General features: G+C 34.2%; 27 protein-coding genes. 18 read left to right on the top strand and 9 right to left on the bottom strand.

The genetic code is table 11. The features are described from left to right. Positions 1–89 precede the first annotated feature (89 nt). From BTR34_RS11905 to BTR34_RS11915, 3 genes are all read left to right on the top strand, one after another. Entirely contained in the window at positions 90–473 is a 384-nt protein-coding gene (locus BTR34_RS11905; protein ID WP_068483727.1) for a hypothetical protein, read from the top strand. Positions 474–536: 63 nt separating this feature from the next. Beyond that, positions 537–788, top strand: coding sequence for a type II toxin-antitoxin system ParD family antitoxin (locus BTR34_RS11910; RefSeq protein ID WP_068483730.1), 252 nt, complete (start codon positions 537–539; stop codon positions 786–788). Further along, positions 781–1,080: a type II toxin-antitoxin system RelE/ParE family toxin gene (locus BTR34_RS11915; RefSeq protein ID WP_068483731.1), complete on the top strand. Its 300-nt coding sequence runs from the start codon at positions 781–783 to the stop codon at positions 1,078–1,080. The genes BTR34_RS11910 and BTR34_RS11915 overlap by 8 nt, the downstream gene beginning before the upstream one ends. Positions 1,081–1,220: 140 nt before the next feature. Here the strand turns inward: BTR34_RS11915 and BTR34_RS11920 are convergent, their stop codons facing one another. From BTR34_RS11920 to BTR34_RS11940, 5 genes are all read right to left on the bottom strand, one after another. Next, a complete protein-coding gene (locus BTR34_RS11920; RefSeq protein ID WP_068483733.1) occupies positions 1,221–1,646 on the bottom strand; it encodes a VOC family protein in 426 nt (141 codons plus the stop codon). 2 nt (positions 1,647–1,648) lie between these two features. Beyond that, complete coding sequence (locus BTR34_RS11925) at positions 1,649–1,900, bottom strand: DUF7218 family protein (RefSeq protein WP_068483735.1); 252 nt, start codon at positions 1,898–1,900, stop codon at positions 1,649–1,651. A 57-nt stretch (positions 1,901–1,957) separates the two neighbouring features. Continuing rightward, a complete protein-coding gene (locus BTR34_RS11930) occupies positions 1,958–2,797 on the bottom strand; it encodes an alpha/beta hydrolase (RefSeq protein ID WP_068483737.1) in 840 nt (279 codons plus the stop codon). A gap of 62 nt (positions 2,798–2,859) precedes the next feature. After that, positions 2,860–3,414, bottom strand: a complete 555-nt coding sequence (locus BTR34_RS11935) for a hypothetical protein (protein WP_068483739.1) — start codon at positions 3,412–3,414, stop codon at positions 2,860–2,862. Between the two features lie 3 nt (positions 3,415–3,417). Next, positions 3,418–4,923 carry a helicase HerA-like domain-containing protein gene (locus tag BTR34_RS11940; protein WP_068483741.1) on the bottom strand — a complete coding sequence of 502 codons (1,506 nt, stop codon included), beginning with the start codon at positions 4,921–4,923 and terminating at the stop codon, positions 3,418–3,420. Positions 4,924–5,095: 172 nt separating this feature from the next. On the opposite strand from BTR34_RS11940, the gene BTR34_RS11945 reads away from it, so the two are divergent. Continuing rightward, a complete protein-coding gene (locus BTR34_RS11945) occupies positions 5,096–5,728 on the top strand; it encodes a 7-carboxy-7-deazaguanine synthase QueE (protein ID WP_068483743.1) in 633 nt (210 codons plus the stop codon). Between the two features lie 129 nt (positions 5,729–5,857). Here the strand turns inward: BTR34_RS11945 and BTR34_RS11950 are convergent, their stop codons facing one another. Continuing rightward, positions 5,858–6,763 carry a hypothetical protein gene (locus tag BTR34_RS11950; RefSeq protein ID WP_068483855.1) on the bottom strand — a complete coding sequence of 302 codons (906 nt, stop codon included), beginning with the start codon at positions 6,761–6,763 and terminating at the stop codon, positions 5,858–5,860. A gap of 45 nt (positions 6,764–6,808) precedes the next feature. Further along, a complete protein-coding gene (locus BTR34_RS11955; RefSeq protein WP_068483745.1) occupies positions 6,809–7,522 on the bottom strand; it encodes a class I SAM-dependent methyltransferase in 714 nt (237 codons plus the stop codon). 75 nt (positions 7,523–7,597) lie between these two features. On the opposite strand from BTR34_RS11955, the gene BTR34_RS11960 reads away from it, so the two are divergent. From BTR34_RS11960 to BTR34_RS11975, 4 genes are all read left to right on the top strand, one after another. Beyond that, a complete protein-coding gene (locus tag BTR34_RS11960) occupies positions 7,598–8,089 on the top strand; it encodes a YkgJ family cysteine cluster protein (protein ID WP_068483747.1) in 492 nt (163 codons plus the stop codon). A gap of 189 nt (positions 8,090–8,278) precedes the next feature. Then, the gene (locus tag BTR34_RS11965) at positions 8,279–8,833 is read left to right on the top strand and encodes an ASCH domain-containing protein (protein WP_068483749.1); all 555 of its coding nucleotides are present in this window, start codon (positions 8,279–8,281) and stop codon (positions 8,831–8,833) included. Positions 8,834–9,053: 220 nt separating this feature from the next. Next, positions 9,054–9,905: a sterol desaturase family protein gene (locus BTR34_RS11970; protein ID WP_068483753.1), complete on the top strand. Its 852-nt coding sequence runs from the start codon at positions 9,054–9,056 to the stop codon at positions 9,903–9,905. 172 nt (positions 9,906–10,077) lie between these two features. Further along, positions 10,078–11,172: an acyltransferase family protein gene (locus BTR34_RS11975; RefSeq protein WP_068483754.1), complete on the top strand. Its 1,095-nt coding sequence runs from the start codon at positions 10,078–10,080 to the stop codon at positions 11,170–11,172. Between the two features lie 18 nt (positions 11,173–11,190). On the opposite strand, the gene BTR34_RS11980 is transcribed toward BTR34_RS11975, so the two are convergent. Further along, positions 11,191–12,426, bottom strand: a complete 1,236-nt coding sequence (locus tag BTR34_RS11980; RefSeq protein WP_068483857.1) for an exo-beta-N-acetylmuramidase NamZ family protein — start codon at positions 12,424–12,426, stop codon at positions 11,191–11,193. Between the two features lie 3 nt (positions 12,427–12,429). Here BTR34_RS11980 and BTR34_RS11985 point away from each other — a divergent pair, with 3 nt between their 5' ends. The 8 genes from BTR34_RS11985 (at position 12,430) to BTR34_RS12020 (ending at position 20,510) form a co-directional block, all read left to right on the top strand. Next, positions 12,430–13,671 (top strand): ABC transporter permease, encoded by a 1,242-nt coding sequence (locus BTR34_RS11985; RefSeq protein ID WP_068483757.1) that lies wholly within the window; start codon positions 12,430–12,432, stop codon positions 13,669–13,671. Between the two features lie 77 nt (positions 13,672–13,748). Continuing rightward, entirely contained in the window at positions 13,749–15,044 is a 1,296-nt protein-coding gene (locus BTR34_RS11990; protein ID WP_068483759.1) for a M20/M25/M40 family metallo-hydrolase, read from the top strand. Next, positions 15,037–15,822 carry an aldose epimerase family protein gene (locus tag BTR34_RS11995; RefSeq protein WP_068483761.1) on the top strand — a complete coding sequence of 262 codons (786 nt, stop codon included), beginning with the start codon at positions 15,037–15,039 and terminating at the stop codon, positions 15,820–15,822. Before BTR34_RS11990 ends, BTR34_RS11995 begins: the two co-directional genes overlap by 8 nt. A gap of 62 nt (positions 15,823–15,884) precedes the next feature. Continuing rightward, the gene (locus BTR34_RS12000; protein ID WP_068483763.1) at positions 15,885–16,652 is read left to right on the top strand and encodes an SOS response-associated peptidase; all 768 of its coding nucleotides are present in this window, start codon (positions 15,885–15,887) and stop codon (positions 16,650–16,652) included. A 3-nt stretch (positions 16,653–16,655) separates the two neighbouring features. Continuing rightward, positions 16,656–17,000: a TfoX/Sxy family protein gene (locus BTR34_RS12005; RefSeq protein WP_068483765.1), complete on the top strand. Its 345-nt coding sequence runs from the start codon at positions 16,656–16,658 to the stop codon at positions 16,998–17,000. A 53-nt stretch (positions 17,001–17,053) separates the two neighbouring features. Next, positions 17,054–18,802, top strand: a complete 1,749-nt coding sequence (locus tag BTR34_RS12010; RefSeq protein WP_068483768.1) for a SulP family inorganic anion transporter — start codon at positions 17,054–17,056, stop codon at positions 18,800–18,802. A 48-nt stretch (positions 18,803–18,850) separates the two neighbouring features. Next, a complete protein-coding gene (locus BTR34_RS12015) occupies positions 18,851–20,260 on the top strand; it encodes an MBL fold metallo-hydrolase (RefSeq protein ID WP_068483770.1) in 1,410 nt (469 codons plus the stop codon). A 67-nt stretch (positions 20,261–20,327) separates the two neighbouring features. After that, positions 20,328–20,510 carry a hypothetical protein gene (locus BTR34_RS12020; protein WP_068483772.1) on the top strand — a complete coding sequence of 61 codons (183 nt, stop codon included), beginning with the start codon at positions 20,328–20,330 and terminating at the stop codon, positions 20,508–20,510. Positions 20,511–20,626: 116 nt separating this feature from the next. On the opposite strand, the gene BTR34_RS12025 is transcribed toward BTR34_RS12020, so the two are convergent. Continuing rightward, the gene (locus BTR34_RS12025) at positions 20,627–21,994 is read right to left on the bottom strand and encodes an exonuclease domain-containing protein (protein WP_068483774.1); all 1,368 of its coding nucleotides are present in this window, start codon (positions 21,992–21,994) and stop codon (positions 20,627–20,629) included. Between the two features lie 458 nt (positions 21,995–22,452). Here BTR34_RS12025 and BTR34_RS12030 point away from each other — a divergent pair, with 458 nt between their 5' ends. Together BTR34_RS12030 and BTR34_RS12035 are read left to right on the top strand one after the other, a co-directional pair. Continuing rightward, positions 22,453–23,817 carry an MraY family glycosyltransferase gene (locus BTR34_RS12030; RefSeq protein WP_068483775.1) on the top strand — a complete coding sequence of 455 codons (1,365 nt, stop codon included), beginning with the start codon at positions 22,453–22,455 and terminating at the stop codon, positions 23,815–23,817. Positions 23,818–23,923: 106 nt separating this feature from the next. Beyond that, positions 23,924–25,408, top strand: coding sequence for an O-antigen translocase (locus BTR34_RS12035; RefSeq protein ID WP_197496146.1), 1,485 nt, complete (start codon positions 23,924–23,926; stop codon positions 25,406–25,408). Positions 25,409–25,424: the final 16 nt, after the last annotated feature.

A 25,424-nucleotide genomic window follows, 5' to 3' on the forward strand; every position in this document is an offset into this window, starting at 1 on the left:
GAGATGTGTTGTTATGCTTTTTTAAGTAATTATTTATAAAAATAAAACATCTATTAGAAGTCAATTTTTCGAACATTAAACCGTGTAAATTGCATAAATATATAATTCTATTATTCTTAATTATAAGCTGTAATAAAAAGGAAAAACTGATTTATGAAGATTATAATGATGAGGATTTTCTACCAGTTCAAGGAATTATAACTAAAGTTTTTAAAAAAGGAGCAATAAATAATTTTATAAAAAAGGACCTTCATTTTATTTATAATTTGGAAAAAGAAAATCCTTCAAAAGGCTATGAAATAAATTCTCCTTACATGCTTAACGAAGGTGAGCCTGTAATTATATTGGTTCACAAAAATAATGATAGTATTAGTTTTTTCGGTAGCAGAGGTATAATTCAAAAGGAAATTTTATTGAACTACTTAGAAAAATGTGACTTGGATAAAAGAATTTATTACGGTGTAGAATATTGAGGTAATTGGAGTTATTTTGTCTATATACCAATTTTTGGTATATTTAGAATAAATTCAATTAAAATGAATAAAAACACATCTATATCCCTCGGAAATTATTTCGACCAATTTGTGCAAAACAGCATTCGTGAAGGAAGATTTAAAAATGTTAGCGAAGTTATTCGTGCAGGATTACGACTTTTAGAAGAGGAAGAAAGTAAAGTTATTGCCTTGAAGCAGTCAATTCAAGAGGGAATTGATAGTGGTGTAGCGCACGATTTTGATTCCAAAGAGCATTTAGAATTTCTGAAAGCTAAAAAGCGCCCAAATGGCTGAATTTAAATTGACCAACAAGGCAATTGAAGATTTATCAAGGATTTGGGAATATACTTATGAAGTTTGGTCAGAAAAACAAGCAGATAAATATTACAATGAACTGATTTCTAGTTGTAAAGAAATTGCTGAAAATCCCGATATAGGTAAAAATTATAGTGTAATATCTAATAAGCTTCTTGGTGTAAACAAAAATCGACACATCATATTTTATAGAACTGTAGATGAAAATTTTATTGAAATAACTAGAATACTACATGAAAGAATGGATTTGAAACATAGGATTACGGAATAGAAATTACCTATATAAAAAATCATTAATAATATTTAGCTTAAATAAAACGGAAAGATTTTTCAGAGTCATTGCATAAAAACAAAGACTACTTTACCCTTTCATTATTAGTAGCCAAAATGATAGATATTTTGAAGAAACAATTACTTCGCAAACAATTGCCCCATATCTTTAAAAGCTTTAAACTCTAAAGCATTACCTGCGGGATCATAGAAAAACATCGTTGCTTGTTCACCAACTTTACCTTTAAAACGAACATAAGGTTCAATAACAAATGTTACACCTTTAGATTTTAGCTCTTCAGAAAAGCTTTGAAACGTATCCCAAGGTAACACTACGCCGTAATGGGGTACTGGCACATCATGACCATCAACCGGGTTATGATGTACACTTTCGGTCTCGGACTTCGGTTTGTAATGTATCACCAATTGATGTCCGAATAAATTAAAATCTACCCAATGGTCGCTACTACGGCCTTCTTCACAATTTAAAATTTCTCTGTAAAAAGTTCTGCATTCCGCTAAGTTATGAACGGGAATGGCAATGTGGAAAGGTGTTACGTTTTGCATAATTAGTTGTTTCTTAATGCTGAAATTAACTCTTTTTTGCTCATTTTAGAACGTCCGTCTATACCAATTTTTTTGGCTTGTTCATAAAGTTCCTTTTTGGTTCGCTCTTCATAGGTAGAAGCCTTACCACCTTTTTTGCCCGCGTTATCGGTATTTGCGATTCTTGCGGCTTTTTCTTTACTATATCCTTTATCTACTAAAGCTTCGTATTGTTCTTCGTTCTGTATTTGTGGTATGTTATTTGACTTTGCCATTTTTATTTTAAAATTATATAAAAAGTGACTTTTAAGTGTGTTGTATACCACAAGAAATTATCCTTCTAAGAATGAAATTATTTTATCATTTACCTCTTCTTGGTGCATAGAATGGCCTAAACCTTCCGTACTGATGAATTCACTGCCTTCCCAATGTTTATGCACATCTGCAGAAGCATGGTAGGGAGCTATTTTATCGAATCTGTCATGAAAAAGTAGTCCTTTTTTAGTATTGGTTAAAACGAATTTAGCACTTGAAAAATCTGTTGTTGTAAATCCAAATTTAGCGTAAACGTACCCTTCTACCTTTTTAATCACTTTTGTACTTAAGCCTAACAGGTTTTTATAATGCGAAAGAATTTCATGAAATTCTGAAGGTGAGCCAATAGTCACCATTTTTTCTGCAATTTCATTTGGGTTGTTATACTCATTATATAACAATGTCATACCACCCATAGAATGACCAATAATTGTTTTAGGTTGGTGCTTTGCTACTATTGCATTTAAAGTTTTGGCATATAAAGGGGCATGAAGTATTTTGCCAGACGAGTACCCATGTGCAGGGGCATCAAAAGCAATGATATTAAAATTGGCTTTCTGTAATTTTTCAATTAGCTTGTGCCAACGCCAAGTGTTGCTTTCCCAACCATGCACAAGCAATACCGTTTCTTTATTTCCTGACCAGTTGTATAGTTGAATATCATTTTCACCTACCGTTATAATTTCCAATTTTGCCTTGTCCAAATACTCTTTTTGGTTCGGAAGTACGCGACCTTTACGCACGGTGCAGAATACTAAAAAAGCTTGTTTAGCGACTGTTTTAGGTAAAAACCAAACTAAGATATTAAAGTAAAAACCGTATAGTTTTGGAATTATTTTTTGAAATAGGACTGGCACGGGCTACTATTTATAATATGAATTTAAAAAAGTGGTTTAATATGCTTGGGTAAAGTGACTCATTAATCCCAGCCAACCATCATATATTTTACTTTAGCATTATCTGGTATTTGAACCTCTTCTATTTTGCTATTGGCGTTATATCTAAGACTTTCGGGCAACTCTTTTTTGTCTATAGTAAAGTAGAGGTCATTATCTTTCAATAAAACGACCACATTATTTAAAGAGCTTATTATTTTTTTAATGGGGTACGTGTCTTTTATTTCTTTGAAGGTGCTTATTTTAGAAATGCCTTCTTCTGTCACAAATCTATCATCGTTTATTAGAATGTTCTGTATGGTTGCAATGCTGTCGTTGTTTGGTGTTAGCGTTAATAATAATTCACCTCCTTTTTCGTAAATCTTTATTTTACTGGCACCATTGCCAAAATTTAGCTTTACAGTGTCTTGAACTACGGAATCTTTTGCGAAAATTAAGTCAATATCTCTAGCTAAACTCTGTTTAGTAAGTTTTCCTACTTGATTTCCAGATATTTGAAAATCAGTATTTTGTTCAGTAGTGCAATTTACTAACATGCTACAACTGAAAACAGCCAATAGTATATATTTAAACTTCATATATTATCTCATCACTTTTTTTAATACGCCTAGTACGCCTCTAATAAACGTAGCACTAGTTAATACTTTAATTACCGGGTTTTGCCTTGTACTTGATCTACTAGATGTTCTTCTGGTAGTTGGTTTTTTTCTTTCTTCTTCTGCTAATTTTTCTGCATCCTCAATTTTCTCATTTAATATTTCATATGCACTTTCTCTGTCAATTACTTCATTATATTTTTTAACCAATGAAGATTTTTTAATAACGTCTTCCAATTCATTTTCTGTCAATACGTCCATTCTGCTCATTGGTGCTCTTAATAAGGTGGCTGCTAATGGGGTTGGTCTTCCTTTTTCATCTAAAGCAGATATTAAAGCTTCTCCAATACCTAAAGAGGTAAGTACTTCCTTGGTATCGTAGTATTCCGATTCAGGATAATTCTCGGCTGTTAATTTTATAGCTTTTCTGTCCCTTGCCGTAAATGCCCTAAGTGCATGCTGAACTTTTAACCCTAACTGAGATAATACGTCATTAGGTACATCTGTAGGGTTTTGTGTTACAAAATAAAGACCAATTCCTTTAGAACGTATTAACTTAACAATACTTTCTATCTGATCTAACAATGCTTTGGAAGCTTCTTTAAAGATAAGATGTGCTTCATCAATAAATAAAATTAATTCTGGCTGGTCACTATCGCCTTGTTCAGGAAAAGTTGCATATATCTCGGCCAATAAACTTAGCATAAACGTGGAGAATAGCTTGGGTTTATCCTGTATATCCGTTAATCGTAAAATACTGATATAACCTTTTCCTTTTTCATCAATACGGGTAAGGTCATTTACATCAAATGATTTTTCTCCAAAAAATAACTCAGCACCTTGTTGTTCAAGCTCAATTATTTTTCTAAGAATTGTGCCAGTGGAGCTTGTAGATATTCTACCGTATTCTTTTGTAAATTCAGCTTTGCCCGCTCCAGTAGCATATTGTAGCACTTTTTTAAAATCTTTTAAATCTAATAAGGGCATTTTTTGGTCATCACAGTATTTAAATACTACAGCAACAATACCTTCTTGTGTTTCAGATAGGTCTAATATACGTGATAACAATACCGGTCCAAATTCTGAAACGGTTGCTCTAAGTTTAACACCATCCTGTTCTGATAATGATAATATTTCTACAGGGAAACTACTGGCCTCAAACGGAATGCCAATTTTAGCATGGCGTTCATCAATTTTAGCATGTCCCGCACTAGGTTGCGCTAATCCACTTAAATCTCCTTTTAAGTCCATTAGTAGAACAGGAATACCTTTTTGAGATAAGTTTTCTGCTAATACCTGTAATGTTTTTGTCTTACCTGTACCTGTAGCACCTGCTATTAGACCATGACGGTTTAAAGTTTTTAACGGGATTTTTACAAAGGCATCCTTTACAGCTTCACCATTTAACATGGCCGAACCCATAATAATGTAATCGCCTTTGGTAGTATATCCTTTTTCTATATGATTAAAAAAATCTTCGGTACCGGCCATTTTATATATTTTCGATAAAAATAGTGGATTTTTAACCAAACAAAAAGGCATCACCTACCTTAAATAGTACTTATTTTTCAACATATACTGTGCTATTTGTGATTGGTTTAATACTGTAAAGCCTAACCACTACTTATTAAGGAATTTAGGAACTAAAACGTATCTTTGCCGAATGAAAAATGAGGAGGTACTTGAGAAAGTAAATAAAGGGGTGTATTTACCTTTAATGGAAGAATTTTACACCATTCAGGGTGAGGGATTCCATAAAGGAACTGCAGCTTATTTTATACGCGTTGGTGGGTGTGATGTTGGCTGTCATTGGTGCGATGTAAAGGAAAGTTGGAATGCAGAAACGCATCCGCCTACTGCTATAGAAAAAATAGTCGATAATGCTGCCAAGTATTCCGATACTATTGTTATTACTGGTGGTGAGCCTTTAATGTGGGATATGAACCCGATAACCAAAGCGTTAAAAGTAAAAGGACTTAAAACACATATTGAAACTTCTGGTGCATATGCCTTAACAGGTAGTTGGGATTGGATTTGTCTTTCTCCAAAGAAAAATAAATTACCGGAAGGAAGAATTTATGATGAAGCCCACGAGTTAAAAGTAATTGTGTATAATAAGCACGATTTAATTTTTGCGGAAGAGCAAGCAGCCAAAACGAATGCTGACTGTATTTTGTATTTGCAGCCAGAATGGAGTGTTCGTGATAAAGTAGTGCCTTTGATTGTGGATTATGTAATGAAAAATCCGAAATGGAAAGTTTCATTGCAAACACATAAATACTTGAATATTCCTTAAAGTTATACTCTATAATGGAGAATTAAATGCTCCAAGGCTTGCCTCGAAATGAAAATATTTCATCCTTTAAATGGCTCATGGGTTTGCCCTGAGATTATTTACTCAATTAAAAGAGGGTAGAATGCAAAATTAGCGACCACCATTAGCTTTAATGTCTAAAATACATTCTGGGTCTAACCCAACAACAGCAGACCCCTTGGCAGATTTATTTTGTAATAAACTCAATGCACTTGTTCCAGAAAATACGCAACCGGCCTTTAGCCCATTTGTGTATTTGGTATTATTAGGGGCTAGGTTAGTTTTGCCCGTAGCTCCACCAAATTGTAATTCTGCGCGCATAAGGCAACCATTTTGATTACAATGATTGTCGCCCACCAATTGTCCGTCACTATTTTCAGATTGAGATTGATGGTCGTTTACCATGTCGGTACCCAAGTCTACTAAGCCAAAAAGATGACCAAACTCATGATTTAAAGTAGTCGTTTCTACATCAGATTCACTAATGGTAATACTTCTAGAGGCTAAATCCCTAACAGTAACTTCATGTATGATCATGGAAGTATTGCGGTAAACAGCTCCTAAAGTAACCAGGCCGTCTTCTGGTTCATCGCCTTCTGCTGGTGCATCTGCGAAATAAATATAGATAGCCAAAGTACTATCGGTAGTATAAACTGTTCTGTTTTTAGTCTCTAAATCTGCAATTTCTTGGAGTGTAAGTTCATCTTCAACCGGACTAGGGAGTTCATTGTAAATAAGCGTTATGTCTTCCTTAAATGTATGGTCTTTAAGATAATCGGTAAACTGTGTTATAGCAGATTCAGTAGGTTTAAAACCTTTTACATATGCTATTTCTATAGAAAGTTTATCGAAAACATCATTAGAAAGTATATCGTTTGCAGAATCTCCTGTAGCCAGTAAATTAGCAGTTTTGTCAACAGCTTTGGGAATGTTGCCATCTGAGTCTGAAGAGCTTTTTGAGCAAGAAACAGTAAAACAAATGATGCCCACTACTAATAAATACTTTAATAAATTCATAATCTTTGGTTTGTCTAATAGCATAACGATAAAAATAGAACGCTATTATTTAGCAAGTGTCAATCGGGCTAAATAGTCGTAATGCTCGCCTTCCGTAACAAGTTCACAGTTTAGATTGTTATAATTGGCTGCTCGCTGTAATGTATTGTAATCTACGTACAACCATGGAAAAGGTTTGCTTTTATTATTCTTATACTTCATGGTAAAACTTACTTCGCCATAATAAGTTACGTCTTCAGGAATCCAATAACCGCCATCATCATCATTTTCAAACATGTAAATAATGTCGCTAGAGTCTAAGAGTATTTGCCCATTTTTATTTAAGAGCGATTTTAATTTAGAGAAAAATTTTTCTAAACCATTTAATGTTCCCGCAAGCCCAACACCATTCATTAAAATTAAAATCGTATCAAAGGTTTTGCTTTCATAGGTTAAAATACTTTCGTTGATTATATTCTTTAAACCTCTTAATTTACAGACTTCAATAGCTCCAGCTGAGGTGTCTAGACTGGTGACAGATAAGCCATTATCTTGAAGATATAAACTGTGACTGCCAGCACCGCAACCGACATCTAAAATTTCACCCTTGCATATTTTTAATGCCTTCTGCTCTAGTTTGGGCATTTCTTTAAATGACCTAAACATATAGGGAAGTGGTATGGTATCTTCCTCTTCTAATGAGGAGTAGGTTGTAATATCTTCGGTATAATTGCCTTGCTGATAATCTAAAAGTGCATGGCCTAAAATATCTTCTTTCAAAATTCTTGTATTTCTATATGCAAAAGTCTCGCTTTTTGGTGCTACTTCCCTAGTTTTGAAGAATTAATTTCGCACATGGAAGAGGTTTTACGGGAATTGCCACAAAAGGCAAAAGAAAAACATAATGAGAATAAAAAGTTCTTTACTAAACTAAAAAAGAAGGCACCCAAGAATTTAGACTATATCATGCAAGAATTGCACGATGCGGAATTTAAGCGAACGGACTGTCTTACTTGTGCTAATTGCTGTAAAACTACAGGTCCTCTTTTTACCAATGCCGATGTGGAGCGTATTTCAAAATCGTTTCGGATGAAACCACAAAAATTCATTGAGACTTATTTACGGGTTGACGAGGAAAACGATTTTGTTTTGCAACAAACCCCTTGTACTTTTTTAGGAGCTGATAACTACTGTTCTATTTATGATGTGCGCCCAAAAGCATGCCGCGAATTTCCGCATACCGATAGAAAGAAGTTCCAGCAAATAAGTAATCTAACCCTTAAGAATGTAGCTATTTGCCCTGCTGCTTTTAATATTGTTGAGGAGATGAAGAAGGTGATTAAATAAATTGTGATCGTAGCAACTATACTTATCTTTTATTGGCACCGCCAAAGGGTATAATACCCCGAGGCTTGCCTCGAAATTAAAAGTTCGTTTCGGGCGAATGCCTCGTGGGCTTGCCCCGAGGTAGTTTACTTTTAAATAAAACACTTTCCGTTATACTAATCTGATAATTATTTTAAAACTTATAATCGAATGAAATACCTATCTATTTTTCTTATTTTAATTCTAATTGGTTGCAAGAACGATACTAAGAAAGAGCTAATGACCGATAGTGAAATAGATCCATCAGTTTACAAAATGTGGGCTAGTTTTGTGGAGTCTAATCCAGAGAATACTATAGATGAACTTCCAGAATCGTGGTTTTTTCACGATAATAAAGTAGATGCCGATAGATTAGCAGCATTGACCTTGAATGGAAAGAAAAAAGCTACTACCTCTGGCTTGTATAATTGGTATGTTGAAGCGAAAGCCGATTTACCCCAAATAGGCACAAAACATATTGTTACCGATTTTAATGGTAAAGCCAAAGCAATAATAGAAATAACAAGTGTAGATACTATACCATTCAATCAAATGACAGAATCGTTAGCGGCCTTGGACATGGGAACGGATACAGAACCGCTGGGAAAATGGAGAAAAGCACATTGGAGCTTCTTTAAAAGTATAATGAACGAAAACAGTGAAGAACCTACAGAAGATATGCTTATCGTTTTTGAAAGATTTGAAATGATTTGGAAAATGAAATGAAATGAATGTTTCAACTCATAATTATAAAATAAAAAATTTTGAGCATAACAAATTATTTATTCCTTAACCATCAACGAAAAGCCATCAACGAAAAGCCATCAACGAAAAGCCATCAACGAAAAGCCATCAACGAAAAGCCATCAACGAAAAGCCATCAACGAAAAGCCATCAACGAAAAACCATCAACGAAAAACCATCAACATTTTACTATATTTAATGCATGGAACAAATTATCACCTATTTCGAAAGTATACCAGCTGCACACCGCTCGTTAATTTTAGTAGGTGGAATTATTTTTTTTTGGATACTAGAAGGCATTGTCCCACTCTTTAATGGAAGCTATAACAAATGGAAACATTCCGTTCCTAATTTCTTTTTTACACTTACTACGATAATTATCAATTTCCCTTTGGCATTTTTACTTTTAAAAACATCAGATTGGGCGGTAGCCAATAATTTCGGAATCATTAATTGGTTGCCAGAAATGCCATTATGGGCATACGTATTTTTGGGTATTGCTTTGTTAGATTTAATTGGCGCTTACACGGCACATTTGGTAGAACATAAGGTAAAACCTTTGTGGATGGTGCATTTGGTGCATCATACGGATCATAATGTGGATACCACTACGGCAAACAGACATCACCCGTTAGAAAGTGTCATTCGCTATATATTTACTTTAATTGGTGTTTTTGTGGTAGGTGCACCGGTGGGCATTATTATGCTGTATCAAAGTCTGTCGGTAGTATTGTCACAATTTAACCATGCCAATGTTAAACTATCTAAAGGAGTAGATAAGGTAATAAGTTATGTGCTTATTTCACCGGATATGCATAAGGTTCACCATCATTATGTATTGCCCTACACAGATAGTAATTACGGAAATATATTCTCGTGGTGGGACCGTCTTTTTGGTACGTATTTGTATTTAGATAGGGAGAAAATTATCTACGGCGTAGACACGTTCCCAGATAAGGTTGCCAATGGTCAAATTAGTTCGTTGTTGAAATATCCTTTTGTTGGGTATAGAAAACCAACAACGGATTCTTCTTTAATAAAGACTAAAGATTAAAACGACTCTTATTTCGAAAAGTTCATTGTTGACTTCATCTTTATTTTCCTATAAATTACTCAGAATTTATTACGAGATAAAATAGCAATTCTTTTTCAAGTTATATTCATATTAAATGTACATTAGTATGGTTTTTAGGTTGCGATATTGATTATTTACTTCTTTTAGAAATGTGGGTAATTCTCTTGTGCTGTTGAAAGGGCAGCGTATTTATCAGTTAGATTTGTTTCGGTTTTTAGCGGCGTTAAGCGTTGTTTTTTACCATTACTTTTTTAGGGGCCAGGCTGCTGATGATTTATCGGGTTTGCATTTTTACGAATTTGGGACTTACTTTAAATATGGAAACTTAGGTGTTGACTTATTTTTTATAATAAGTGGATTTGTAATTGCAATGTCTATTAGCGATTTGTCTGTATCTAATTTTGTAATTTCTAGAATTGTTAGGCTGTATCCGGCTTATTGGTTTGGGGTTTTATTTACTTTTCTAGTAGTCTATTTTTTTGGAATGCCACACTTTAATGCCACAGTCAATCAGTTTCTTATAAACCTAACCATGCTTGAAGGTTTTTTGCACGTAAAGTATTTAGATGGCGTGTATTGGACTTTATCGGTAGAACTTAGATTCTATTTTCTAGTAATAGTGTTGCTCGTGGTTCGGAAATATTTTAAAAGAAGCTTTGAAATAGGGGTGATAGCTTGGCTTTTGTTATCTATATTTTACGCTTTTAACGCTCATACTCCTTTAATAAAATTATTAAACCTTTTCTTTATTTTAGAATGGTCTCCTTATTTTATTGCTGGTATTATGTTTTTAATGGTCTACGAGAAGACTGCAAAATATTATCACTACTTGTTTTTGGTACTTTGTTTACTGCTTTCTATTATCAATGCTATTTATAGAATATCCGAAAATGAAATGCACTATCATTTAGCGTTTTCACCATATGTAATTGGCCTAGTAATTTTATTCTTTTATATATTGATGTTTTTGGTAACCAGTAATAAACTAGGATTTTTGAACTCCAAGAAATGGCTTGCGTACGGAGCACTTACCTATCCGTTGTATTTAATACACCAAAATGTGGGCTACATTATTTTTAACCATTTTGGCGATGTTATGAATAAATATGTAGAAGTATTTGCAACAATATGTAGTATGCTTTTAATTTCATTTGCAGTAAACCGTTGGCTTGAGATTCCTTTATCGAAATGGTTAAAAGCAAAATTAAAAGGGTTGAAAGAGAGCTATATAATTGCCAAAAACTAAGGCAATAAATGCTGAACATTAGTAAAGTAGATACTTCTCTCTAATTTTTTTAAACGTATCAATATCCGCTTGCCAAGTTGCTTTTATTTCGGCATTACCGGCCCCTGCTTCAATTTGCTTTTGCAGCCTGTCATTCCCTGCGTGTTTGGTGAATCCGCTGGTTAAAAAGAATTTACTTTTATCTATCGAATTGGTGTACGCATCTATAATGTAATCCATGGTAACCTCGCTCATACGTTCTGTTGCAGAAAGATCTTTTCCGTAACATAACTTTCCTTCTTCTTTTGGGTATTTAGAACCAAAATTTGGCTTTGGCGTATAGGTGAAATCATAAGCATTAGCATCTAAAAATGAAGCTCCGTAGCGTTGAAATTGAAATTCCGTTCCGCGACCTGCATTAACATTTGTGCCTTCAAACATTCCTAAACTTGGGTAGAGTGTAATAGACGTATCATTAGGTAAGTTCGGTGAAGGACGAATAGGTAGACTATAAAAACTTTCATGTTTCCAGTTTTCTAAAGGAATAACCGTTAAGTCTACTTTTTTACCCCCATCTAACCATAGTTCATCATTGATCATATTGGCATATTCACCAATAGTCATTCCGTAAACCAATGGAATTTTAGTCATGCCAAGAAAAGAAGTATGTGCTGCTTCCATTGTTGGTCCGTCAACGTAATGCCCATTAGGATTAGGTCGGTCTAATACCATTACTGGAATTCCTTTTTCGGCACAGGCTTCCATGACCAATTGCATGGTGGCAATGTAGGTATAAAAACGCACCCCTACATCCTGTATATCAAACAACACCAAATCTAAACCTTCTAATTGCTCTTGGGTAGGTTTTCGGTTTTTACCATGGAGCGATATTAATTCTAGTCCGGTTTTTTTGTCAGTACTATTATTTACATGTTCCCCTGCATCGTAATCACCTCTAAAACCATGCTCTGGAGCAAATACATGTTGTATATCGATGTCTAGCGACAATAAAGAATCCACCACGTGTGTATGGCCGTCAGACTTAAAAATAACACTGGTTTGGTTGGCTACAACTGCTATTTTCTTTCCTTTTAAAAGGGGTAAATAGACATCCGTTCTGTTAGCGGCAACTATAATTTCCTTTTCAGCTTCTTCTGTTGTTGGCTGGCTAAAGGGTTGGTCAGTAGTGGCTACTTCTTTGGTTTCGTTTCCGCAGGTTGCCAATACTAAAAACCATAATAAAACTGTACTTTTGAAATTGGATAAAAATAACATCATTTGAATCTAGAATATTTTATCGCCAAACGGCTTATAAAAGGTAAGGAGCATAAAATTAGTATATCCGCACCAATAATAAAAATAGCCATTGCAGCAATTGCAATTGGTGTGGTTATGATGTTGATTGCCATTGCTACCGGATTAGGATTAAAAGAGAAAATCCGAGAAAAGATAACTGCATTTAATGGTCACGTTCAAATATATAATTACGATAATAATAATTCTGAGGTCTCTGTAGTACCCGTAAGTACGGTACAAGATTTTTACCCAGAATTTAAAAGTGTGAACGGTATTGTTCACATACAAGCGGTCGCTACCAAAGCTGGCATAATAAGAACAGAAGAAACTTTTGAAGGGATTATAGCTAAAGGTGTCGGTAAAGATTATAATTGGAAACCGTTTAATGAGTTTTTAATTGAGGGTGTTTTGCCAGACTATTCGGGTGATTTGAATTCTGATGTGCTGATTTCTAGAATAATGGCTAATCGTTTAAACCTTAAGGTTGGAGACTCTTTTTTTACTTTTTTTCTGCGGGATGATACGATAGATAAATTACCAAACCAACGCAAATTTACAATAACCGGTATATTCGATAGTGGATTTGAAGAAATTGATGAACTCTATATTTTTACGGACATACGCCACATACAGCGTATGAATAAATGGGAAGATACCGAAGTTGGTAGTTTTGAAGTCTTTCTTAATAGTTTCGATGATATTGATGAAAAGGATATTGAAATTAGGTCAAAAACATTTTCAACATTAGATAATAGAACAATTAAAGATAAGTATTACAAGATTTTTGAATGGATAGGGTTGTTCGATTTTAATATTGCCCTTATTATAGGAATCATGATTATCGTAGGTGGTATTAATATGATAACAGCCTTGCTGGTACTCATATTAGAGCGTACCCCAATGATCGGAATTTTAAAAGCATTGGGAACTACAAATTGGAGTATTCGTAAGGTGTTTTTGTACAACGCGGCCTACCTTATTGTTATTGGCTTATTCTGGGGGAACGTTATTGGACTGGGTATTATTTTTATGCAAGAAAAGTTTCGAGTATTCAAATTTCCAAACCCCAAAGAATATTATATTGAGTACATTCCGGTAAGTATAGACCTTTGGACTATTCTACTTTTAAATGCGGGTGTATTGTTATTGTGTTTATTGATGCTTTTGATTCCATCATATATTATTACGAGAATTACTCCTGTGAAAGCTATTAGGTTCGAGTAGTACTTTTTCGACAGCTTATTTCATATTTAATCTTTGTTTAAACCCGTTTTTGGTAAATTTGATGTAAAACAAACCACATGCATCAAAAATTACTACTTAGCTTTTTTACCCTGTTTTTATGTACAGGTATCAATGCACAGAAACTTTCAAAAAATGAAAAGAAGGTGGTGAAATCCATTGAACAGAATAATGCCGAGGCAATTTCATTTTTAGAGAAAGTTGTAAATATTAACAGCGGTACATTAAACCTAAAAGGAATTGAAAAAGTAGGGAAAGAGTTTGCTACTGCATTTGAGGATATAGGTTTTGAAAGCACTTGGACCCCTATGCCCGAAGAAATGAATAGAGCCGGACATTTATTTGCCGAAATAAAAGGCACAAAAGGCAAGAAGCTATTATTAATAGGTCATTTAGATACGGTTTTTGAAGAAGATAGTCCGTTTCAAACTTTTGAAATGGTGAACGATTCCATCGCTCATGCGCCAGGGGGTAATGATATGAAAGGGGGAGATGTTATTGTTCTTTACGCTTTAAAAGCCTTAAAAGAAAACGGACTTTTACATGACGCACAAATAATAGTTGCTTTTACGGGTGATGAAGAAAGCACTGGAAGTCCTTTAGAGAAAAGTAGACATGATTTAATTGAAGCTGCTAAAAGAAGTGATATAGCTTTAGGTTTTGAAACTTCAACGGGTTTTAATTATGCCACAGTAGCTCGTAGAGGTTCGTCTGATTGGAAAGTTGAGGTAGCAGGAAAAAGAGCTCACTCGTCGGGTATTTTTAGCGAAAATACAGGTGCAGGTGCCATTTTTGAAATGTCAAGAATCTTAAACGGTTTTTATACGGATGTAAAAGGGGAAGACCTGTTAACGTTTAACCCAGGAACATTGCTCGGCGGTACTTTTGTAGAGTTTGATGAAATGACCAGTAAAGGAACTGTTTTTGGTAAAACGAATGTAGTGGCTCAAAAAGCTGAGGTTCGTGGCGGTTTACGTTTTATATCTGAAGAACAAAAAGAGCGCGCGCGCGATAAAATGAGAGAAGTGGTTTCGAAAAATTTACCGCATACTTCTGCAACGGTAACTTTTGAGGATAGCTATCCTGCAATGCAACCTACAGAAGGTAATCACGAATTACTAAAGAAATTGAACAAGGTAAGCTTAGATTTAAATCAAGGAGAGGTTATAGCTTATGACCCCGGCAAAAGAGGCGCTGCAGATACATCGTTCGTTGCGGAATATGTAGACTGCCTTGACGGCTTAGGAACTATGGGTAATGCGGCCCATACTCCAGAAGAGACCGTTAATTTAAATACCATTGAAGCACTAACGAAAAGAACGGCACTATTAATTTATAGATTAATAAATGAGTAAAATATCCATATTAAAAGTTGGAAATCACCAAGTAACAATTGAAGCGGGAGAATTGGTGGGTTACCAAGTTTCAGGTCATGAGTTTATGCACCAAAAAGGGAATCCCGGATGGCGAAGTGTAGATACCGAAATGTTTCCAATTATTGGTCCAACAAACGAAGCTGATTTTAAAATAAACACACCAAAAGGGTTTGCTACTCAAGACCAACATGGCTTACTTAGGGAAATGAAATATTCACTAAAGGAAAGCTCAGCTAATAAAGCAGTTTTTGTAAAGACATATAAGGCTAATACTACGGTTTTAAATTCAAAGTATCCGGCTAAATCCACCGAAGAAAAATTGAGTTGGCCATATAATTTTGAATTTGTAAAGTCATTCGAATTAAAAGATAATGCCTTAACGGTTACGTTTTCAATTACAGGGGATAAGGGTATGCCCTTTATGTTAGGGTACCATCCAGCATTTATGCTACATACTACAAATGCAGTGATTTCAACCGAAAATAAAGATATCTCCATTGATGAGGTTATGGCTGTTGGTAGTAGAGCATTATATGTGCCTAATACCAATGTTATTACGTTAAACGATGAAAAAAAACTTCAAATTTCCACCGTAGGGTTTAATCATTTTATGCTTTGGACAGAAGTACCTAATATGGTTTGTATAGAACCCATAACTTTTTATCCGTATGCTGTAGAACAAAAAGATTTATCTGAAGGGTTTTTAGCGTTTAAGAATAATTCAACAGCTTTTAAAGTATCCTTAAAGCCTATGTAATTTCACCGTTAATAAAGTTTAAAATGCTTGTCGGATATTTTCTCTTTTAATTTTTAAAATAAATGTGTTACGATATTAAGGCCAGTTTAGAGGCGCAATTAAAACGGGCGCAAAAAAATCAAGATTTAAAAGCAATTGAGGAGATTATTGAAAAACTAGCTCCGCTTACAGACTTGCCATTGCATCATGTTTCAGGATTTTCACACCCCGATGTTTTAATGTATACCAGTGAAGACCCTTTTTATCCTGTGGTAGCTACATGGGGTTTAATTCCGCATTGGGTTAAAAGTGAGGAGCAGCAGAAAAAAATATGGAACAGTACGCTGAACGCACGGGTAGAAACCATTTTTGAAAAACCTGCATTTAGGGAATCTGCTGCTGAAAAAAGGTGTGTTGTTTATGTTGATGGGTTTTACGAACATCACCATTTTAATAATGATACCTATCCGTTTTTTATCCATCAAAAAGATAATGTTCCTCTAGTATTAGCTGCTTTGTGGTCGGAATGGATAAACCCAGATCATGGCGGAACAATCCATTCTTTTTCAATTGTTACTACCGTAGGTAATGGAATGATGGCTAAAATTCACAATAACCCTAAATTGCAAGAACCTCGTATGCCTTTACTACTTTCTAAGGAACAAGAGGAGCAATGGCTGGCATCCAATTTAGACTTTGAAAAGGAATTGAAAGAACTATTGAATGCCAACCATAAAGTCGATTTGCAAGCACATACCGTGGGGAAACTAAGAGGTAAAATCTACCAGGGCAATGTAGAAACAATTTCAAATGAAGTTGTTTACAAAGAACTGGAAAAACATAATTTCTGAATAATGGCATATAGCGAGTATTTGGCAGATAGGGTAAGACCACGTTTAAAGGGAAAAGGCGAATTGGAGGAGAAAAAAATGATGGGCGGACTCATATTTATGGTAAATGGTAAAATGTGTTTGGGCATTATGTTCGATAAAAAAAGCGAAGAAGATAAGTTGATGGTGCGTGTTGGGAAACTCAATTATGAAGTATTGCTTACTAAAACAGGTAGCAAACCAATGGATTTTACGGGCAAGCCCTTACGTGGTTTTTTATTTGTTGGTCCTGACGGAATTGATGCCGAAGATGATCTTGATTTTTGGGTTGAGAAAGCCTTAGAATTCAACAGACTTTTAAACCAATAAGGGTTTGGGGCAAAAACTGATTTATTGCCCTTTTTAATGATTAAATTTACCGTGTGAAAAACATTTTTCCTTTTTTAGAATGGGTTTCTACCTATAAGAAAGCTTACTTCATAAAAGATTTGTTGGCCGGCCTTACCGTGGGTATTGTATTGGTGCCCCAAGGTATGGCGTATGCAATGATTGCAGGACTACCACCGGTACACGGATTATACGCTGCTTTATTTCCTGTGCTTACCTACGCATTTTTAGGAACGTCTAGGAAAATAGCCGTTGGTCCTGTAGCAATGGATTCTTTATTAATTGCCGTTGGTCTTGGCACCTTGACCATTACCGGAATTGAGAATTACATTAAAATGGTAATGGTTTTAGCACTTATGGTAGGTGTTATTCAACTACTGCTAGGAATACTTCGTATGGGGTTTTTAGTTAATTTTCTTTCCAAGCCGGTTATAAGCGGATTTACTTCCGCAGCTGCAATTATTATCGTTCTAAGCCAATTGAAGCATATTTTAGGGATATCGGTTTCAAATAGTAATAAAATTTATCAAACAATACGTTATGTTTTTTATGAATTGGGAAACGTTAATTGGTTTGATTTTGGATTAGGTATACTGGGTATTGTTTTGTTAGTTGGGATTAAAAAATGGAATAAAAATATTCCTGGTATATTAATAATTGTGGTCTTAGGCATCTTAGCGGTTTACTTTTTTAAGATGGAAAGCTATGGGGTAAAATTAGTTGGGAGTGTTCCTAGCGGTTTACCGTCCTTAGTAATGCCAACGGTAGATTTTGAAGATGTGCGGCAATTATGGCCCATTGCATTAGCTTTGGCACTTGTTGGTTATTTAGAGGCTATTTCTATTGGCAAAGCAATTGAGGATAAGACAGGAGAAGATACTATTAAAGCAAATCAAGAATTAATTGCTTTGGGTTCTTCAAATATTGTTGGTTCATTATTTCAAGGGTTCCCGGTTACGGCAAGTTTTTCGAGATCTGCAATAAGCTACGACGCCGGGACTAAAACTAATTTATCGGCAATGTTTAGTGTTGTTTTAGTGGTGCTTACCCTACTATTTTTAACTCCGGTTTTTCAATATTTGCCTAATGCAATTTTAGCTAGTATTATAATGGTTTCAGTGGTGAAATTAATTGATGTGCAGTATTTTAAAATTTTATGGAACAATAGAAAAGATGAGTTTTTTATATTGCTTATCACCTTTTTCATTACCCTATTTGTAGGGATTACGGAAGGTATTTTAATTGGGGTATTATGTTCATTATTACTAATGGTGTATAGAACTTCTAAACCCCATTTTGTCGAAATTGGTAATATTGGCGATTCAGATTACTACAAAAATGTAATTCGATTTGCAGATGAGGTTATCGTACGTAATGATTTATTAATTGTTAGGTTCGATTCGCAATTATACTTCGGTAATTCAGCGTATTTTAAAAAGCAGTTATTAAAACATATAAGAGCTAAGGGGCCCCAATTAAAAGGGATTATTTTGAACGCAGAAGCAATTAATTATATAGACGCCACTGCAGCAGATATGCTTTCTAAGCTTATTCATGATATTCGTGAAAGAGGTTTGCAATTTTATATTGCAGGTGCTATAGGGCCTACAAGAGATATTATTTTTAATACAGGAATTATAGAAGAGTTACAGCGCGAGTTTTTATTCGTAAAAACGAAAGAGGCTGTTGATTTTTTCGATAATCCTAATGAAGTTTCATTATTAGCAGCCAAAGTTGCTTATGAAAATAGTATAACGGCACGTCAAAAATTAAAGTTGAATTAATCGGGCCTTGATTTAAGGTTTAGTTAAAAATATAAAAAAAGGTGTTTTATGAATATAGAGCAAATATATACAGGGTGTTTAGCGCAAGGTGCTTATTATATAGAGAGTGATGGTGAAGTAGCAATTATAGACCCGTTGCGTGAGGTTAGCCCTTATTTGAAAAGAGCTGAAAATGATAAGGCGAAAATCAAATATATTTTTGAAACTCATTTTCATGCCGATTTTGTTAGTGGCCACGTTACACTCTCTAAAGAAACTGGTGCGCCTATTATATATGGGCCTACGGCAAAACCTACTTTCGAAGCTATAATTGCTAAAGACGGACAAGAATTTAAACTGGGTAAACTTACTTTTAAAGTATTGCATACCCCAGGGCATACGATGGAAAGCACTACCTATTTGTTGAAAGATGAAAATGGGAAAGACCATGCCATATTCTCTGGTGATACGTTGTTTTTAGGCGATGTTGGGAGGCCAGATCTAGCTCAGAAATCTGCGGATATGACACAAGAACAATTAGCAGGAACCTTATTCGACAGTTTGCGAACTAAAATTATGCCGTTGGCAGATGACGTAATTGTATACCCTGCACATGGTGCAGGTTCTGCATGTGGTAAGAACATGATGAAGGAAACAGTGGACAGTTTGGGTAATCAAAAAAAGATGAACTACGCGCTTAGGGCAGACATGACTAAAGAGGAGTTTGTTAAAGAAGTTACCGATGGTTTATTACCCCCACCAAAATATTTTCCTTTAAATGTGAAAATGAATAAGGAAGGTTATGAAGATATCGATGATGTGCTAGATAGAGGTAAACAAGCCCTTTCTCCAAACGAATTTGAACTTGCAGCCAATGAAACTGAAGCATTGGTGTTAGATGTTAGACACCAAGACGATTATGTAAAGGCACATATTCCTAGATCCATTTTCATAGGCCTAAACGGTGATTTTGCACCTTGGGTAGGCGATTTAATTGCCGATACAAAACAACCTCTTTTATTAGTGATTCCTGAGGGGAAAGAAGAAGAAGCCATTACAAGATTGTCAAGGGTAGGGTTCGATGCGGCTATTGGGTATTTAAAAGGGGGAATTAAAGCATGGCTTGATGCCGGTAAAGACATTGACCAAATAACTTCAATAACAGCATCTAAAGCTACGGAGTTGATAAACAAAGATCATCTTCCTGTTTTTGATGTCCGTAAAGATAGTGAGTACCAAAGTGAACATTTAGTTGGTGCCGAACACACTTCATTAAGCGAGCTGAACAAGCATTTATCGAAATTTCCTGAAGATGGAGACTTTTTAGTGCATTGCGCAGGGGGCTACCGTTCCGTAATTGCTTCTTCTATTTTAAAAAGTAGAGGCATTCATAATCTTATTGATGTAAAAGGAGGGTATGGTGCCCTTAAGAACGAAGATTTAGAGAAAACAGCTTATATATGCCCTACAACCTTATAATTACTTATAGGTAATAAATTAAGTTATGTTTATTTATTCATATATTTAAATTCCTTCAAATTTAGATATGTTTAAGAATTTTGTAAAACGAATTGGATTAATGAATATTATTATGCTTGTTGTAGTAATATCTATAATTATTGTTTCTGAAATACTCTTTTTATCGGGCAAAAAACTTGATGCAATTTTTATTGCATTTTGGGCGCCGACTATTCTTGGTTTTATGAATTACCTAAAGTATAAGAAGTAATGGAATTTGTTTTGCTATACTCAGTCTTAGTTTCCATTGTTTTTATTGCATGGTTGCTTTTTGTTATAAAAATGTATAAGAAAATGAATGAGTAATCCGTAATAATCATTTAATTACTAGGTAACGTAGAAAAGTGAATTTGGATTTTTTCTAAGGTAGCTCTCAACAATACGCTGCGTTTCTAAAGTGTTTTTCTGGGGAATAATAAATAGTTCTAGGTCTTCAATGTGTTCTATGGTATTTTCTGTGGGAACAAATCCGTAACCGGAATAATTGTTTTCTTTAATCATTACAAAAGCATGCTCGTCAGTTGTACGGCCACTTGTTTTAATAACTAGGGTAGATTGAACTTCTTTTGCATCGCGTAATGCATTAGTAACACGTTCGTTATATTCTTTAACATAAGCTAAATCAGAACAAACTCCAATACATTGTCTTATTTTATAATGGGAACAGGTGGTTACGTTTTCTTGCAAGTGACAATATTTAGGGCATAGTTCAAAAGCATCACACATGGTTTCTAAATACTGTCTTGCTTCTGTAGGACTATAGCAAATTGCAACCGGATTGGGTGTTAATTTTAGTTTATTAAAAGCCAAATGTATAATGCCATTACGATCTACATAACTGAAAATACCATATTGTTGAATAGTCCTTTTTTGAGCACTATTGTATTTAGGATAATGATGTTTTATTTCGGCAGATTCTTTTAATAACGCAATAAGTTCGTTTCCTGTTTCTTCATAATCTAAAGACGTTGTTTCCGCACAAAGGGAAATCTCTTTTGTTTTTTTGTCATAAAAATGACCTAAAACTCGTTTTTTAATGTTCTTTGCTTTCCCTACATAAATAATTTTTCCCTTTCTGTCCTTAAAATAGTATACTCCAGCTGTTGTAGGTAATTTTTTATATTCCTCTTTTGGTAGCCCTGGAGGAAGGGTTGCTTCCTGAGATTTCGCATGTAAAAATTGCTTAAATACGCTTTCTGCATTTTCTGCCCGTAATAGTTTGTGAAATAGTAATACTGTGGCATGGGCATCTCCTCTAGCTCTATGTCTGTCCGTTAAAGGTATACCTAAAGCTGTTGTTAATTTTCCTAAACTGTAAGAGTTGTAGCCAGGTAGTAATTTTCTAGATAAACGTACGGTACATAGTTTTGTTCTTGAGAAATCGTGACCAAGAAGTTTAAATTCGTTTTTAATGACGTTGTAATCAAAATTGACACTATGGGCAACAAAAATGGTGTCCAATGTTATCGCTACAATCTCTGGAATAATTTCTTCAAGAAGCGGTGCATTACGTACCATATCATTATCAATACCTGTTAATCCGGTTATAAAGGCCGGTATTTCACATTCTGGGTTTACCAAAGAAGTGAATTCGTCAACAACGTCATGACCATCATATTTAAATATGGAAATTTCAGTTATTCTATTTCCTTTTATACCGTTTCCGGTAGTCTCTATGTCAATAATTGTATACAAATGCGAGTAATTATTTAAGGTTGGTAAAGTTAAGTATTTACGTAGTTTTTTTGGGGCAGCTTGGTGTATCAGTAGGTTTTAATTAAGAATGAAGATAACACTTGGGCCTATTAAAGAGCGTGTGATATTGTTTTATAGATAACCCGCTTGAATTTGTAATCGAACTCATCTATAAAATAAGTGGTCCAAGTTTTTAATAGTGTACATATATTAAATTGCATTATATCGATTAACCAAATGGTATAGGGGATTATACCGAACAACGATTTTGCTTGCATCACAACGATAGAACCTAAAATTTAATGATTTACGTATTAATTTTAACTTAATAATTGGTTTAGAGCCTTTTGTTGTCCCAAATTTTACATGTTCATTAATTAAAATATTTAGAACCAAACATAAACCAATTTCATATAAATCTTAATGGTGATTTTTATGATAAATTAATTATTTACTAAATGGATTCCATCCAAGAAATGCTTTACAGTTTACCTTTTTTAACTGTTATTTCGGCAATTGTAGCATTTGTAATGGCAACAAGGTTTAATTTGTATCCTGTCATTATTTATGTTTCAAAAACCAAAAACCTTATGGACGAACCAGAGGAAAGAAGGGTGCATACCAATAAAGTTCCTAATTTAGGTGGGATGGGGTTGTTTATAACATTTTCCTTGACCCTTTTGTTATTTGTTCCTTTTTTAAATAATACAGTTTCAGATTTAAGCCATCTACTTTCATTGCTTTCTGCGACCATTATTTTATTGTTTTTAGGTATTAAAGATGATTTGGTCTTAATGACACCAAAAAAGAAATTGGTTATTCAATTGATTGCGGTTTCTATGGTTTGTGTTTTACAAAATATTAGAATAACCGATTTTCATGGTTTATTGGGTATAGGGGAGTTAACTTCTTTTGTATCGGTGTTTTTTACAATTTTTGTTTTTATTTTAGTTATAAACGCAGTCAATTTAATTGACGGAATAGATGGTTTAGCAGCTTCAATTTCAATTTTGGCCAGTTTAGGGTTTGGTATAGCTTTTTTCATGGCAAATAACTACATGATGACTTTATTATCGGCTGTTTTAATTGGGTCTTTATTTGGTTTTTTAAAGTATAATTTTTCAAAAGACCATAAAATATTTATGGGAGATTGCGGTTCGTTGATAGTAGGTTTTTTATTGGCCTATCAAGGAATAAAATTCTTGAATATTAATCCGAATGTTGTTCAAGAGTATAACTCCGAAAATTCATCGATTCTATTGTTGGCTATGTTATCCTATCCTTTATTCGATTTATTACGTGTTTTCATTGTGCGGATAAAACTAAAGAAAAGCCCTTTTGTGGCAGATAGTAATCACATTCACCATCGCTTATTAAGACTAGGGCTTAATCATAAACAAGCAACTTTGCTGCTTGTAGTAAGTAACATTACATTAATTACAATAACATTTTTAACCAATGGACTACCAATTAATTTACACATAATAGTTGTAGTTGTTTTTGGTTGCTTGTTATATCTTTTACCTTTTTTAAGTGTTTTTGAAGAATTTAAAGAAGAAAATTTAGATGCAGAATTACAAAATTTAAAAACGAATACATATTCGGGAACTAAGCTTACACCTAATGGTAATGAGCAAGAAGGGCGTGTTATAAATTTAATGAGATCAAACACTAAAAATGAATCTCATACTTCCTTTAATAACCAAACTCTTGCGAAAAACAGAAGTACAAAATTGAAGTTTTTGGCGAGTGACAAAAATAATAGCGTTACTAATGACGCTTCCAAAATACAATTGGACACTAACGAATTAAATACCAAATAATAGTTTTAATTAAGCCATTTCATGGTAATGTTGTTGCTGTAAAAGCAAGGAATATAGTAAAAGCAGCAAGGCATTCAATATTTATAATTGGTATAAAACGTATAAAGTGACTCAAAATAGTAGTAAAAATAGCTATAGACAGATAATGAAAGCTACGTCCATCTTTGGTGGGGTACAAGTTTTTAACATTATCATATCAATAGGACGTTCTAAAATTTTAGCCATACTATTAGGTCCGGCCGGTATAGGAATTCTAGGGTTGATCATGTCTACCACCAAATTAATAAGTTCATTAACCAACTTTGGATTGGGAATAAGCGCAGTTAAGGAAATTGCAGTGGCTTTTGAATTAGGGGATGAAAAACAGTTATCTAAAACCATAGTTATCGTTAAACGGTGGATTTGGTATACAGGTATTTTTGGTGCTATTTTAACTATAATACTTTCACCATTTCTAAGTGAGCTGACCTTTGGTAATAAAGATTATACCATTGCCTTCGTTTGGTTATCAATAACTCTTTTATTAAACCAATTAACTAGTGGGAGCTTTGTTTTTTTACAGGGTCTTAGAAAACTAAAGTATTTGGCAAAAGCAAATGTAATTGGAGCAGCATCGGGCTTATTGGTTTCAGTGCCTATTTATTATTATATGGGCGTTGATGGTATTGTACCGGCAATGATTTTTACGGCTATTCTAGGGTTTTTAGTAGCTTTTTATTTCACCAAAAAGGTAAAAACCACTCCGGTTCCTGTTTCTTTCAAGGAAACTAAGACAAAAGGTAAAAGCATGCTAATAATGGGTTTTATGCTGAGCATAAGCGGTATTATGGTTTTAGGAGTTTCTTATGTAATTAGAATATTCATTAATAATAATGGCGGCGTTGAAGATGTAGGTTTATATAACGCGGGTATCGCAATTATTTCAACTTACGTAGGGTTACTCTTTACGGCAATGGAAACGGATTATTTTCCAAGACTGTCCGCGGTAGTACACGATAATGAAAAAGCGGTGGATTTAATTAATCAGCAAGCCGAAATAGCTATATTAATTTTAGCCCCTGTACTTATTGTATTCCTCGTATTTGTAGATTGGATTATAACTATTTTATATTCCTCTGAGTTTATACCCATTAAAGAAATGATTTATTGGGCGGCCATAGGTATGTTTTTTAAAGTGGCTGCTTGGGTAGTAGCCTTTTTCTTTATCGCAAAAGGAGCAAGCAAACTATTTTTTTGGAATGAGCTAGTAACGAATATCTATACCTTAATTTTAAATCTGGTGGGGTATTATTATTGGGGCTTGGCAGGTTTAGGGATTTCTTATCTGCTCTCTTATTTTGTATACTTAATTCAAATTTATACCATTACTAAAAACAAATATAATTTTAATTTCACCCCTTCCGTAGTAAAGATTTTCCTATTACAATTTCTACTTGCAATTGTTTGTTTACTAACAACTAAACTATTTTCTCCAGTTTGGTCTTACAGTATTGGTAGCGTTGTTATACTTATTTCCATGTATTATTCGTTTATAGAACTGGATGCGAGATTAAATCTTAAAGATCTAATGGCAAAATATCTTAAAAAATAAGAATGATAAGCGGTTT

The sequence above is a fragment of the Maribacter hydrothermalis genome, from assembly GCF_001913155.1.
Lineage (GTDB): Bacteria > Bacteroidota > Bacteroidia > Flavobacteriales > Flavobacteriaceae > Maribacter > Maribacter hydrothermalis.

Coding starts and splice junctions, on each gene's coding strand:
- BTR34_RS11910 (WP_068483730.1), top strand. CDS start 537: ATGAATAAAAACACATCTATATCCCTCGGAAATTATTTCGACCAATTT.
- BTR34_RS11915 (WP_068483731.1), top strand. CDS start 781: ATGGCTGAATTTAAATTGACCAACAAGGCAATTGAAGATTTATCAAGG.
- BTR34_RS11920 (WP_068483733.1), bottom strand. CDS start 1,646: ATGCAAAACGTAACACCTTTCCACATTGCCATTCCCGTTCATAACTTA.
- BTR34_RS11925 (WP_068483735.1), bottom strand. CDS start 1,900: ATGGCAAAGTCAAATAACATACCACAAATACAGAACGAAGAACAATAC.
- BTR34_RS11935 (WP_068483739.1), bottom strand. CDS start 3,414: ATGAAGTTTAAATATATACTATTGGCTGTTTTCAGTTGTAGCATGTTA.
- BTR34_RS11940 (WP_068483741.1), bottom strand. CDS start 4,923: ATGGCCGGTACCGAAGATTTTTTTAATCATATAGAAAAAGGATATACT.
- BTR34_RS11945 (WP_068483743.1), top strand. CDS start 5,096: ATGAAAAATGAGGAGGTACTTGAGAAAGTAAATAAAGGGGTGTATTTA.
- BTR34_RS11950 (WP_068483855.1), bottom strand. CDS start 6,763: ATGAATTTATTAAAGTATTTATTAGTAGTGGGCATCATTTGTTTTACT.
- BTR34_RS11960 (WP_068483747.1), top strand. CDS start 7,598: ATGGAAGAGGTTTTACGGGAATTGCCACAAAAGGCAAAAGAAAAACAT.
- BTR34_RS11965 (WP_068483749.1), top strand. CDS start 8,279: ATGAAATACCTATCTATTTTTCTTATTTTAATTCTAATTGGTTGCAAG.
- BTR34_RS11970 (WP_068483753.1), top strand. CDS start 9,054: ATGGAACAAATTATCACCTATTTCGAAAGTATACCAGCTGCACACCGC.
- BTR34_RS11980 (WP_068483857.1), bottom strand. CDS start 12,426: ATGTTATTTTTATCCAATTTCAAAAGTACAGTTTTATTATGGTTTTTA.
- BTR34_RS11990 (WP_068483759.1), top strand. CDS start 13,749: ATGCATCAAAAATTACTACTTAGCTTTTTTACCCTGTTTTTATGTACA.
- BTR34_RS11995 (WP_068483761.1), top strand. CDS start 15,037: ATGAGTAAAATATCCATATTAAAAGTTGGAAATCACCAAGTAACAATT.
- BTR34_RS12000 (WP_068483763.1), top strand. CDS start 15,885: ATGTGTTACGATATTAAGGCCAGTTTAGAGGCGCAATTAAAACGGGCG.
- BTR34_RS12005 (WP_068483765.1), top strand. CDS start 16,656: ATGGCATATAGCGAGTATTTGGCAGATAGGGTAAGACCACGTTTAAAG.
- BTR34_RS12015 (WP_068483770.1), top strand. CDS start 18,851: ATGAATATAGAGCAAATATATACAGGGTGTTTAGCGCAAGGTGCTTAT.
- BTR34_RS12020 (WP_068483772.1), top strand. CDS start 20,328: ATGTTTAAGAATTTTGTAAAACGAATTGGATTAATGAATATTATTATG.
- BTR34_RS12030 (WP_068483775.1), top strand. CDS start 22,453: ATGGATTCCATCCAAGAAATGCTTTACAGTTTACCTTTTTTAACTGTT.